Genomic DNA, 12,039 nt, shown 5'->3' with positions numbered 1-12,039 from the left:
AAGAATAAATATTTAATCAAAATCGTTTAAAAATATTTTTAAACGATTTTGATTTTTTAGGAACAAGCAAAAAGGTTTTATTGTACTTTTAGCTCGTTAGAATACCAAAAAATGAAAGAATCTAAACTACTAATTATAACTGCATTTATTGCTATTTATGTTATTTGGGGATCAACTTATTTACTGAACAAAATAGTTGTTACAGAAGTTTCTCCACTGTTATTAGCAGCCATTCGTTTTTCTATATCGGGAGCGCTAATAATGCTAATAGCTAAACTTTTAAAAAGAGAAATAAAAGTGACTAAAAAACAACTTTTAAATTCTGCGATAGCTGGTTTTCTTTTTTTAGTATATGGAAACGGAATGTTTGTTTGGGCACTGAAGTTTGTAGATAGTGGTTTTGGGGCATTATTAGCAGCTACACAGCCTTTATTTGTATTGTTACTTTTACGTTTGATTGATGGAAAGAAAATGCAAAGACAATCTATTATTGGAGTTGTTTTAGGAATCATAGGAATGTACTTATTAGTGAGTCAAAATGAAATAACAACTTCAAAAGATATGTTAATAGGAATTTTTATGATTTTTTCATGTGTATTAAGTTGGAGTTATGGTAGTGTATTTGTGGCTAAAGCAAAACTTCCTAAGAACTTTTTTGTGAGTACAGGGTATCAAATGCTCTTTGCAGGAGCTTTTCTCTTTATAGGTTCTTTTTTACTAAAAGAAACTTGGTCTTCCCCTTTAGATTGGTCTTTTAAAGCACAAGGAGCTATGTTTTTATTAATTGTTTTTGGAAGTATTGTAGCCTTTACATCTTTCAATTATTTATTGAAAATTGTTCCTACTGAAAAAGTGTCAACATCAGCGTATGTAAACCCTGTTGTAGCCTTGTTTTTAGGATGGTATTTTTTAGATGAAACTTTAACAACGCAATCAATTATTGCATCAGTAGTATTGTTGTCTGGAGTTTATTTTATTACTTCAAGAAAGCGAATTTCAAAATTGAAAGTTACCACCAAACCACAAAAAATTTAAGGAATTCTCCATTGGTTTTTTTCAACCAACAAAGAGGTGCATTTTCTTCATTTAAAAACTGTTGAAGTTTATTTTGATACGATTCAAAGTTTAACCAATCAACGTTAGGGTGTGGATTAACCAACCAGTTGTGTTTGTTAGGGATGTAAAACTTGTAATCAGAAAATTGAACTAATTCCTTTGGGTAAATATAAAATCCGTAGATACATTCCTTATTTACCAAAGAAAATTCTTTGTTTATATCTTGAAGAGGTACAAATAATTGTGCTTTAAAATATACTTGTTGCGTAATTTCAGTTCGGTCTAAACCCAATTCATCTAAATACTTTTTAGATTGCTTAGAGTAGAGTAGCGGTAATTGTTTTTCTTTTAATTTACTTAGTTTTTGAACGAAAGAATCTCGCCTGTTAGGACCAATCCAATGCTCAATCTCAGAATCTCCAACAGTAGCATCATACAAATAGAACTTGTAAACTATTTCTAAATGAATAGGTTTTTCGTTTTGTTTTAGAATACAATCCAATTCACCCAAGGTTATTTTTTCTTGCTGAATTTGAATGTTTTCTGTGAGAATGGTTATTGAGGAATCTTGCTGTAAATCAAAAGAAACAAAACGTTCTACTAACTTACCTAAGCGTAATTTCTGTGTAATTTCTTCGGAAAAAGAAGAGGTTATAACTTTTGAAACACAAAATTGTTCTAAATCAAAAACACCTTTTCCATGCCATAGAAAAGGTGTTTGTAAAAATCCTTCGTATTGTAATTGTAAGTCTTTTTGTTTTTGGTACATAAAGAATTACTCTTTAATTCCTAGTTTGTCTAATACCAATTTTGTGATATCAAAACGCTCATCAAGATATCCAAATTCATTTCCTGTAGTTGTTAAAATTTGGGTATAACCATTTTCTTTAGCTACTTCAGCAATTACTTCACTTACTTTTTTATATAACGGACGTAAACTTTGTTCTCTTTGAATTTGCATCATTGCTGTTCCGTTTTGACGAAATTTAGCCATTTCTTGTTCAAGCACCTGTATTTCTTGAAAACGTGTTTTTTTATCATCATCCGTCATTATTTTTTCTTCCGCTTTAAAAGAATCTACCTTTGTTTTATACTCTGTAGCTTTAATTTGAAAACTAGAATCTAATTGTTTACCATAGTTTTCTACGCGTTGTAAAACACCTTTCATTTGCGGCATTTTACTAATAATTAATTCACTGTCTACTGTACCTACTTTCGTTTGTGCATTTGTAAATCCGATAAAAAATAAAGCGAGTATAAATGTGATTTTTAATTTCATAAATTTCTGTGTTTTGTGACAAATATAAAAAAGTGGTTAATGTACGAACCTTAAAATTCGTTAAATTTTACTTTTTACTCTCAATGTTTGCGATAATGTTATTTACATCTTCTTGAAAATCGAACCAAATAATTTCAAGGTCTTTACGGAACCAAGTTCCTTGGCGTTTGGCAAATCTTCGAGAGTTTTTCTTGATTTCTTTAATTGCAAATTCTTTAGTAAAGTTACCTTCGAAATATTCGAATAACTCTCGGTATCCCACTGTTTGTAATGCATTTAACTCTTTATGTTGGTGCAATTTTTGGGCTTCTTCAATCAAACCGTTTTCAATCATAATATCTACTCGACGATTTATACGGTCATACATGATTTCTCTATCTGCTTTTAAACCAATTTTTATAGTTTGAAAGTTGCGTGGAGCTTTTGGCTTGTTTTTAAAAGAACTGTATGTTTTTCCTGTTCCGAGACAAATTTCTAAAGCACGAATTAATCGATGCGGGTTGTCAATAGCAATTGTATTGTAGGTTTCAATATCTAATTCTTTTAATTGCTGTTGAAGATGTTCAATTCCTTTGTTTTCAAGCTCTGCAGTTAAATCAATTCTAATTTGAGGATCTACATCTGGAAACTCATCAAAACCTTTTAAAACCGCATCAACATACAATCCACTACCACCTACCATGATTTGAATAGGATTCTTAGCAAATAGTTCATCAAGCTTAGCTAAAGCGTCTTTTTCAAACTGACCGACTGAATAATCTTCAAAAATGCTACGATTTTGAATAAAATGGTGTGGGGCAGCAGCAAGTTCATCAGCATCTGGAACTGCTGTTCCTATAGTCATTTCTTTATAAAACTGACGAGAATCGCACGAAACAATATCACAGTTAAAGTGTTGAGCTAGTTTAATACTTAGTGCTGTTTTTCCTATAGCCGTAGCTCCTACAATGGTAATTAAGGTGTTTGTTTGTGGCATTTAGTTCAGTTTTGTTCCGCAATGATAACAAAATTCGGCATCATCTTTATGACCTTCGTATGAGCAATTCGGACAAGATTGTGTGTTTAAATCTACTTTCTTTTTTGTCATTTCAGAACTTACAATTCCTGTTGGAATGGCAATAATAGCATAACCTATAATAACTGTTATACTAGCTATAAATTGCCCTAAAGCTGTTTGTGGAGCAATGTCACCATATCCAACTGTGGTAAGAGTTACGATAGACCAATAAATACTTCTAGGAATGCTGGTAAAACCATTTTCTGCTCCTTCAATAAAATACATGATAGAACCTAAAATGATACAAATAATGAGTACAAAATAAAGAAATACTCCAATTTTTGCTTTACTGGCATTTAATGCTTTAATAAGTTGATTAGACTCACCTATATATCTTGATACTTTAAGGATTCTAAAAACCCTTAATAAGCGTAAAGCTCTTAAAGCTATTAAACTACTATGAGAACCTACAAAGAAGAAGGTTAAATACATAGGAATTGTAGATAAGAAATCTATTATACCATAAAAGCTAAAAATATATTTAGTAGGTTTATTAATAGATATGATTCTTAGGATGTATTCTATTGAAAAAAGAATTGTAATAATCCACTCAGATACATATAAAAAAGTATGATGTTTTTTATCAAAACTATCTACACTTTCTAGCATTACTAATATAATGCTTGCTAAAATAGCAAACAATAAAACGATATCAAATAACCTTCCAGCAGGTGTGTCTGCTTCATAAATTATTTCATGTAATTTATCTCTCCAATTAAGTGATTTTTCTTCCAAAACAGTAAATTATTGAGTGGTTTACAACAATATTACAAATTATTTTCAACTTGTAATCGCACAATTTTAGACACTTTGTTTTTTAACAAGTAGTTCTTAATTATTGTTTTTGCTAGTTCTTTATTTTCAATAGGAGTTAGCATTGATTTTAAGATAGATAACTGATTTTCTTGAAAAGCTAAGTTTGTATATGTATAACCTATAACCTCGTTGTTTTCTATTAAAATTACAGCATGTTCTTCAGGAATACGACCTTTATCGATAATCATCATATGATCATGATTAAAGTTTCTATCCGCAATTTTTTTTCTTCTGATAATATTGTATTTAGGTCTTAGTTTTTCTAGCTCTAAATGATATTTAAGACGTGTAAAAAGTAAATTGCCAGTTTCGTTAAAAGTAACTTCCGAAGCTCTTTTTACTATTTTTAATCCTTTTCTCGTTTCAGTCAAAAAAAGTTTATTTACTTCGTGTTTCATGTTGTTTCCTCTACCGATGTAAATAATACTTCCTTCTTTATTGTGTATATAAAACACTCCTTGTTTTTCAGGAAGACTGTCTAATATTTTTTGAATTCGAAATTTCTCATGTCGATTATCAAAATACTTGATAGATTGTTGGATAATCTCTTTTTCGGTGTCTTTTTCTAATAATAACTTGAATAACTGTACTGTTGCCAATGCATCTCCTGTTGCTCTATGACGATCAGACATTGGTATTCCTATAAACCTACACAACTTACCTAAACTGTGCGATGGAGCTTCAGCAATTAATTTTTTACTAAGAGTTACAGTACATAAGGTATTACGCTTATAATCATAACCTAAACGGTTGAACTCTGTGCGTAAAATTCGATAATCGAAGTTAGCATTATGAGCAACCACAAAACAATCTTCAGTAATTTCAACGATTCGTTTAGCTATTTCATAAAACTTAGGTGCATTACGGAGCATTTTGTTGTTAATTCCTGTTAGTTTAACAACAAATTCTTGGATATCTCTTTCCGGATTCACTAAACTAATAAATTGATCTACGATCTGATGTCCATCAAATTTATAAATAGCAATTTCAGTAATTCCTTCTTCGTTATACTTTCCTCCAGTAGTTTCTATGTCTAAAATAGCGTACAATTCTCTCTTTTTTTTAGCAGATTTATGTAAATCTAAGCAATATAATTTCTAACTCCAAAAATTGAGCTTCCTATTCGTACCATATTGCTTCCGTTTTCAATGGCTAATTCATAATCTCCACTCATTCCCATAGATAGAGTAGTTAAATTCAGATATTTTTCCTGATTTTTATTGAAAAAGCTCGCTAATGATGAAAACTCCTCTTGTAATTGCTCTTGATTCTCAGTAAACGTTGCCATTCCCATCAATCCAACAATTTTGATGTTCTTTAATTCTTTTAATTCATCGGAAGCTAAAATTTTTTCTATTTCGTTAAAAGGTAAACCAAACTTAGTGTCTTCTTTAGCTATACGAGCTTGTAATAAACAATTAATAACCCTATCGTTTTTCTTCGCTTGTTTATCAATTTCTTGTAAGGTTTTAAAGCTATCTACACCGTGAATTAAATGCACAAAATGTGCCATGTATTTAACTTTATTACGTTGTAGGTGCCCAATCATGTGCCATTGAATATCTTTAGGAAGTTCATCATACTTGGCAACCATTTCTTGGATCTTGTTTTCTCCAAATACACGTTGACCTGCATCGTAAGCTTCCTGCAAATCGGAAACAGGTTTCGTTTTTGAAACTGCCACTAGCGTTACATGTTCTGGTAAACTTGATTTTATTTTTTGAAGATTTTCTTTAATTCCTGTCATGATAATAACTATATGTACTGATATGGTACTAAAATTCGTAAATAGTTAAAGCACTTCTTAATTTAGGCTCTATATAGGTGGTTTTAGGAGGCATCATTAAACCAGCGTCTACGATTGTTTTTAATTCTGATATGTTGGTAGGCAGCATTCCAAAGGAAACTTTAAATTCCCCACTATCTACCTTGGTTTTAAGTTCTAATCCGTCTGATTTATTTTGTGAATACACAATTTTAGAAGCGTTTCTAATGTCGTCTATTCCTAAAATAGGTTGTAATACGGTGGTATATAAAATATAAGCATCTAGCTCGCTTAAACAATCAGTGAATTTGTAAAGTGATTTACGTAAATACAAGGCATAAAACTCACCGTTTAAATACATACTAAAGTGATGCTTTTCTTTTGGTTTGTAGAGCTCTTGCCCACGATTTTCTATTCTGAAATGTGTGTCTAATTCAATCAGTAATTCTTCAGGAGTTAATCCGTTTAAATCTTTAATAAATCGATTGAACTCATAAATTTTCAACTGACTTTCAGGTAATAAATAACTCATAAAATAGTTGTAATCTTCTTTACCTGTGTGCTCTGGATTGTTTTCTGCTAAATTTTGAGCCAATAAACAAGAAGAGGTAGAACGATGATGGCCGTCAGCAATATATAAAGTGTTAACTTGTTGAAATGCCTCAGAAATTTTAGCTACATCGTTGCTGTCATTCACCACCCATAAAAAGTGTAAATCTCTATCAGAAGTAGAAAACTCGTATTCTGGTCGCTGCTCCTGATATTTTTGTATAATTGAATTTATTACATCATTATCAGGGTAGGTTAGTAGCACTGGTTCAGCATTAAAGCCTGTGTTTTTTAAGTAATTTTCAAACAATAACTCACGTTCTCTTAAGGTATCTTCATGTTTTTTTATCACATTATTATGATAATCTTCAACAGAAGTTGCTGCTATAATTCCGCAGAAATTATCTGAAGGAGTTATTTTTTGATATACATAAAAAGCGGAAGTTTCATCTTGTTTAAAAACCTCATTTTCTTTAAATTCTAAATAACGGTTGTGTACCAATTTAAAACGTTGTTCACCCGTTACATCTTGTTTATGGTATTTATATCCAGGGTTAATTACATGTAAAAATGTATACGGATTAAAGTCTAGCTTTGCTCCAATCTCTGCAGGAGTATAAATTTCATATGATTTAGAGGATACTAACGCCACTTTATCACGTGTAGCTCTTACTGCTTTAAATGGTTTTACAATCGCCATGAATTATTCGCTTAATAGTTTTATAATTTTATTAGCTAATTCAACTCCAATTCTTTCTTGTGCTTCAATAGTAGATGCTCCAATATGTGGTGTCATAGAGATTTCTGGATTCATCAATAATTGAATTTCAGGTGTTGGCTGATTCTCAAAAACATCTAATCCAGCATATTTAACTTTACCACTTTCAATAGCATTTACTAAATCAACTTCATTTAAAACACTACCTCTTGAAGTGTTGATAATTCCAACTCCGTCTTTCATTTGATCAAACTGAGTAGCAGCTATAACGTACTCTTCTTGTGCTGGTAAATGCAAGGTTACAAAATCTGATTTAGATAAAACCTCTTTTAACGATTGAGTTTCTACAGAAAAATTAACTACTTGTCCATCGAAAAAAGGAATTGTAATAGTAGCATTTTCTACTTCAGTGTCCGTAGCAATTATTTTCATTCCTAATCCTAATGCCATTTTAGCTACCTCTTGTCCGATATGACCAAAACCTATAATACCTAAAGTTTTACCTCTTAATTCAATTCCTTGAGAAAACTGTCTTTTTAAAGAGTTGAAGCTCATATCACCTTCTAAAGGCATTTCTCGATTCGATTGATGTAAAAAGCGTACCATACCAAATAAATGTGCGAAAACTAATTCAGCAACTGAAGGAGCAGAGGCTTCTTGAGTATTTACAACATGTACACCATTATCGATGGCGTATTCAACATCAATATTATCCATACCAACACCTGCACGACCAATTAATTTAATACTTGGGCAAGCTTCTATCAATTCTTGACGTATTTGCGTAGCACTTCTTACTATGATAGCATCAATACTGTGTTCGTTTATATAGTTTTCAAGTTGTTCTTGAGCAACTTTGGTATTTAATACTTCAAATCCAGCTTTTTCCAAAGCCTCAATTCCGCTAACGGAAATTCCATCGTTCGCTAATATCTTCATCTTTGTATTTTATAAAATATGTCATTATGATGAACAAAATGACATTATATCTAACTTATTCTTTCTAATTCCTGCATTACATCTACCAATGCTTGAACGCTGTACAAAGGTAATGCGTTGTACATACTTGCGCGATATCCACCAACACTTCTATGACCGTGTAATCCATTAATATTGGCTTCTTGCCACATAGTATCAAACTTAGCTTGTAAGTTTTCATCGGTTAAAGTGAATGTCGCATTCATGTGGCTGCGATCTTCTATAGCTGCAACTCCTTTAAATAAAAGGTTTCTATCTATCTCATTATATAGTAAAGCTGATTTCTTCTCGTTTACTTTTTCAATAAATTCAATTCCCCCTAAATCTTTTAACCAATCCAATGTTAACATAGATGTATATACTGGAAATACAGGAGGTGTATTAAACATGCTATCTTTATCAATAAACACTTGATAGTTTAACATAGAAGGTATTTGACGTTCTACTTTTCCTAAAATATCTTCTTTTACAACCACTAACGTTGTACCTGCTGGTCCCATATTTTTTTGAGCTCCGGCATAAATCAAATCAAATTTTGAAAAATCTAACTGACGAGAAAAAATATCAGAACTCATATCGCATACCATTGGAATTGAAGTTTCAGGAAAACTCTTCATTTGTGTTCCGAAAATCGTATTGTTACTGGTACAGTGAAAATAGTCTACATCGGTAGGGATTTCATATCCTTTTGGAATGTAGCTGAAGTTTTTATCTTTTGAAGAAGCAACTTCCACCAATTCACCAAATAATTTAGCTTCTTTAATCGCATTACTACTCCAAGTTCCAGTATTTAAATACGCAGCTTTTTTATTCAATAAATTGTAGGCAACCATTAAAAATTGCATACTTGCACCACCTTGTAAAAATAATGCTTTGTAGCCTTTATTTTCTAGTCCTAATAACTCTAAGGCTAAACTTCTTGCTTTCTCAATCACCTCCACAAAAGGTTTACTTCTATGAGAAATTTCAATTAAAGAAAGGTTGTCATTATTAAAATTAATAACTGCTTCAGAAGCTTTTTGAAGCACTTCCTCAGGTAAAATACAAGGACCCGCGCTAAAGTTGTGTTTTTTCATTTGTGTTGTTGTGTTTTGTTACACAAAGGTGCAAATTTATATAGAGAGGTTGTTATAAATTTTCGATAAAAACTCTAATGTGTTTACCCCATCAGCATAGTCCCATAACTTTGGGTGTTGTGTTTGTCCGAATTCAATTTCATTTTCAATAAAATTGTTAGCCACCACACATTGAATTTGCTCCCTATCTTCCCAAAGTTTTATCTTCAAATCATCAGAATTGTCGTAGTATTCATAGAAAACAGAAGCGATAGGAGAGGCGTAACTCTCATCTTCTTTAATCATTAAAAAACCATTCTCTAAAATATCAAACTCACTCATTAAATACACCGCTTTGTTATAATCGTAATTATTAGCGTACTTAACATTATTGATGATTTCGCGTTGTTGATACATTCCATTGAAAAAAGCGTCGAAATTATAGTCTTTCGGAATGAATACTTTTGAAACTGAACGACAGCCTAACCCGAAGTAACGAAAAACATCTTCACTTAAATTTTGCATTTGTTCTTCCGATTCATTTCCTGTTAATACAGCTACAGAATTTCTGTTTTTTCGGATGATACTCGGTTTCCCTTTAAAATAATATTCAAAATAACGAGCTGTATTGTTACTTCCTGTAGCAATTACAGCATCAAAACCAGTCAATTTTTCTTCAGTAAATGAAATTTTTCCTTTTAATTCAGGTTCAACATATTCCAAATACTTAGCTAAAAAAGGAAGTAAATGTTTATCATTAGACGATTGCTTCACTAAAACTGAATGCCCAGATATTAATACTGATAAAAAATCATGAAATCCTACTAAAGGAATATTTCCAGCCATAATAATAGCAATTAACTTAGCGTCGTTTTTTCCTAAATCTTCTTTAGAAACCCATTCAGTTAAATTATCAATGGTCAAGGCTTTTGCCCAGTTTTCTACTGAAAACAACAGGTTTTCTTTGGTAAACCATGTGTTATTTTCTCCAGCTATTTTAAGTTGATGTTTAAATCCATCAAAAAATAACTCATTATGTTCTATATTTTCTTTTTTCTCAACTTTTTCTTGAGAAAACTGACTTAAAAATTCTCCTAGTTTATGAAAAGCGTTAATTCTACTTTTTATACTATCCATTTATTTGGTTCTAAATTAAATTGGAACTATTTTTGCAAATGCAAAGTTACAAAACTGAAAGAGATTAATTATGGCAATTATAATAACAGATGAATGTATAAATTGTGGGGCTTGTGAACCTGAATGTCCAAACACAGCTATTTACGAAGGAGCAGATGATTGGAAATATGCAGACGGTACTGATTTAACAGGAAATATCGTTTTACCAAACGGTAAATCTGCCAATGCCGATGAAGATCAAGAACCAATTTCTGATGAAATTTATTACATTGTTGCTGACAAGTGTACTGAGTGTAAAGGTTTTCATGAAGAGCCACAATGTGCGGCAGTTTGCCCTGTAGATTGTTGTGTTCCTGATGAAGATAATGTTGAAACAGAGGAGGAGCTATTAGCGAAACAACGTTTTATGCATAACGATTAGTAAGTAGACCTTAAGAAATATTAGAACCTCGATAGATTTCGAGGTTTTTTTATGAATAATAATTTATATTTGCACTCGCAAAATTTCAATAAAAACATAGAATGAAAGCTGGAATTGTAGGATTACCTAACGTAGGGAAATCAACCTTATTTAACTGTTTATCAAACGCGAAGGCACAGAGTGCTAACTTTCCGTTTTGTACCATTGAACCAAACTTAGGAGTGGTAAATGTACCAGATACTCGTTTAGAAAAATTAGAAGAATTAGTTAATCCTGAAAGAGTATTACCTGCAACTGTAGAGATTGTAGATATTGCAGGATTGGTAAAAGGAGCAAGTAAAGGAGAAGGTTTAGGTAATCAATTCTTAGCAAACATTCGTGAAACGGATGCTATTTTACATGTATTACGTTGTTTTGACAATGATAATATTGTGCACGTTGATGGATCTGTAGATCCTATCCGTGATAAGGAAACTATTGATATTGAACTTCAATTAAAAGATTTAGAAACAGTTCAAAAGCGTTTAGAACGTGTAAAAAGAACTGCTAAAACTGGTAATAAAGAAGCGCAAGTAGAATTAGAAATTTTATTGAAAGTTGAAGCTACTTTATTAGAAGGAAAGTCTATACGTTCTATTGAATTTACTGAAAAAGAAGAAGAGTTTGTACACCCATTACAGTTCATTACTGCAAAACCAGTATTATATGTATGTAATGTTGATGAAGGATCAGCAGTTTCTGGAAATGCTTATGTTGATAAGGTAAAAGATAATGTAGCTCACGAGAATGCAGAAGTTATTGTGTTAGCAGTAGGTACAGAAGCTGATATTACAGAATTAGAAGACTACGAAGAGCGTCAAATGTTCTTAGCTGATATCGGATTAGAAGAAGCAGGTGTTTCTCGTTTAATTCGTTCGGCATATAAATTATTAAACTTACAAACTTATTTTACTGCAGGTGTTAAAGAAGTAAGAGCTTGGACAATTCCTGTTGGAGCAACTGCACCACAAGCTGCAGGAGTAATTCACACCGATTTTGAAAAAGGATTTATCCGTGCTGAAACTATCAGTTATGACGATTATGTTGCGTTTGGTAGCGAAGCTAAAGTAAAAGAAGCTGGTAAAATGAGAGTAGAAGGAAAGGAATACGTTGTTAAAGATGGTGATGTAATGCATTTCAGATTTAACGTGTAATCTACACCTAATATA

Annotated in this window: 13 protein-coding genes; 3 read left to right on the top strand and 10 right to left on the bottom strand. The window is 31.6% G+C overall.

The window, feature by feature from the left end; all coding sequences use genetic code 11:
* Window positions 1–111: 111 nt before the first annotated feature.
* Window positions 112–1,035: an EamA family transporter gene (locus tag ACR9ES_RS01740; protein WP_435254867.1), complete on the top strand. Its 924-nt coding sequence runs from the start codon at window positions 112–114 to the stop codon at window positions 1,033–1,035.
* Here ACR9ES_RS01740 and ACR9ES_RS01735 read toward each other — a convergent pair.
* The 10 genes from ACR9ES_RS01735 to ACR9ES_RS01690 all read right to left on the bottom strand — a co-directional run bounded on the left by ACR9ES_RS01735 (window position 1,010) and on the right by ACR9ES_RS01690 (window position 10,410).
* Window positions 1,010–1,825: a DUF1853 family protein gene (locus ACR9ES_RS01735; protein ID WP_435254866.1), complete on the bottom strand. Its 816-nt coding sequence runs from the start codon at window positions 1,823–1,825 to the stop codon at window positions 1,010–1,012. The two genes, ACR9ES_RS01740 and ACR9ES_RS01735, sit on opposite strands and share 26 nt — an antisense overlap.
* 6 nt (window positions 1,826–1,831) lie before the next feature.
* A complete protein-coding gene (locus tag ACR9ES_RS01730; RefSeq protein WP_299010358.1) occupies window positions 1,832–2,335 on the bottom strand; it encodes an OmpH family outer membrane protein in 504 nt (167 codons plus the stop codon).
* 67 nt (window positions 2,336–2,402) lie between these two features.
* Window positions 2,403–3,311, bottom strand: coding sequence for a tRNA (adenosine(37)-N6)-dimethylallyltransferase MiaA (miaA, locus tag ACR9ES_RS01725; protein ID WP_435254865.1), 909 nt, complete (start codon window positions 3,309–3,311; stop codon window positions 2,403–2,405).
* Window positions 3,312–4,127 carry an ion transporter gene (locus tag ACR9ES_RS01720; protein ID WP_299001689.1) on the bottom strand — a complete coding sequence of 272 codons (816 nt, stop codon included), beginning with the start codon at window positions 4,125–4,127 and terminating at the stop codon, window positions 3,312–3,314.
* Between the two features lie 32 nt (window positions 4,128–4,159).
* The gene (locus ACR9ES_RS01715; protein WP_435254864.1) at window positions 4,160–5,257 is read right to left on the bottom strand and encodes an exonuclease domain-containing protein; all 1,098 of its coding nucleotides are present in this window, start codon (window positions 5,255–5,257) and stop codon (window positions 4,160–4,162) included.
* A gap of 32 nt (window positions 5,258–5,289) precedes the next feature.
* Window positions 5,290–5,967 (bottom strand): YggS family pyridoxal phosphate-dependent enzyme, encoded by a 678-nt coding sequence (locus ACR9ES_RS01710; protein ID WP_435255611.1) that lies wholly within the window; start codon window positions 5,965–5,967, stop codon window positions 5,290–5,292.
* Between the two features lie 16 nt (window positions 5,968–5,983).
* Window positions 5,984–7,222, bottom strand: a complete 1,239-nt coding sequence (locus ACR9ES_RS01705; RefSeq protein WP_435254863.1) for a DUF1015 domain-containing protein — start codon at window positions 7,220–7,222, stop codon at window positions 5,984–5,986.
* Between the two features lie 3 nt (window positions 7,223–7,225).
* Window positions 7,226–8,179, bottom strand: coding sequence for a D-2-hydroxyacid dehydrogenase (locus ACR9ES_RS01700; protein WP_435254862.1), 954 nt, complete (start codon window positions 8,177–8,179; stop codon window positions 7,226–7,228).
* A 50-nt stretch (window positions 8,180–8,229) separates the two neighbouring features.
* Window positions 8,230–9,294, bottom strand: a complete 1,065-nt coding sequence (serC, locus tag ACR9ES_RS01695) for a 3-phosphoserine/phosphohydroxythreonine transaminase (RefSeq protein ID WP_435254861.1) — start codon at window positions 9,292–9,294, stop codon at window positions 8,230–8,232.
* 36 nt (window positions 9,295–9,330) lie between these two features.
* Window positions 9,331–10,410, bottom strand: coding sequence for an acyl-CoA reductase (locus ACR9ES_RS01690; protein ID WP_435254860.1), 1,080 nt, complete (start codon window positions 10,408–10,410; stop codon window positions 9,331–9,333).
* 70 nt (window positions 10,411–10,480) lie between these two features.
* On the opposite strand from ACR9ES_RS01690, the gene ACR9ES_RS01685 reads away from it, so the two are divergent.
* Window positions 10,481–10,831: a 4Fe-4S dicluster domain-containing protein gene (locus ACR9ES_RS01685; RefSeq protein WP_435254859.1), complete on the top strand. Its 351-nt coding sequence runs from the start codon at window positions 10,481–10,483 to the stop codon at window positions 10,829–10,831.
* 101 nt (window positions 10,832–10,932) lie between these two features.
* Window positions 10,933–12,024, top strand: a complete 1,092-nt coding sequence (gene ychF / locus ACR9ES_RS01680; RefSeq protein WP_435254858.1) for a redox-regulated ATPase YchF — start codon at window positions 10,933–10,935, stop codon at window positions 12,022–12,024.
* Window positions 12,025–12,039: the final 15 nt, after the last annotated feature.

The organism is Tenacibaculum sp. A30, from assembly GCF_051200845.1.
Taxonomy (GTDB): domain Bacteria; phylum Bacteroidota; class Bacteroidia; order Flavobacteriales; family Flavobacteriaceae; genus Polaribacter.
Note: the sequence above shows the minus strand (reverse complement) of the source record. Positions and strands in the feature narration are given on the sequence as shown.

What these genes read in the sequence shown, in the direction of transcription:
- ACR9ES_RS01740 (WP_435254867.1), top strand. Translation starts at nt 112, where the DNA reads ATGAAAGAATCTAAACTACTAATTATAACTGCATTTATTGCTATTTAT.
- ACR9ES_RS01735 (WP_435254866.1), bottom strand. Translation starts at nt 1,825, where the DNA reads ATGTACCAAAAACAAAAAGACTTACAATTACAATACGAAGGATTTTTA.
- ACR9ES_RS01730 (WP_299010358.1), bottom strand. Translation starts at nt 2,335, where the DNA reads ATGAAATTAAAAATCACATTTATACTCGCTTTATTTTTTATCGGATTT.
- miaA (WP_435254865.1), bottom strand. Translation starts at nt 3,311, where the DNA reads ATGCCACAAACAAACACCTTAATTACCATTGTAGGAGCTACGGCTATA.
- ACR9ES_RS01705 (WP_435254863.1), bottom strand. Translation starts at nt 7,222, where the DNA reads ATGGCGATTGTAAAACCATTTAAAGCAGTAAGAGCTACACGTGATAAA.
- ACR9ES_RS01700 (WP_435254862.1), bottom strand. Translation starts at nt 8,179, where the DNA reads ATGAAGATATTAGCGAACGATGGAATTTCCGTTAGCGGAATTGAGGCT.
- serC (WP_435254861.1), bottom strand. Translation starts at nt 9,294, where the DNA reads ATGAAAAAACACAACTTTAGCGCGGGTCCTTGTATTTTACCTGAGGAA.
- ACR9ES_RS01690 (WP_435254860.1), bottom strand. Translation starts at nt 10,410, where the DNA reads ATGGATAGTATAAAAAGTAGAATTAACGCTTTTCATAAACTAGGAGAA.
- ACR9ES_RS01685 (WP_435254859.1), top strand. Translation starts at nt 10,481, where the DNA reads ATGGCAATTATAATAACAGATGAATGTATAAATTGTGGGGCTTGTGAA.
- ychF (WP_435254858.1), top strand. Translation starts at nt 10,933, where the DNA reads ATGAAAGCTGGAATTGTAGGATTACCTAACGTAGGGAAATCAACCTTA.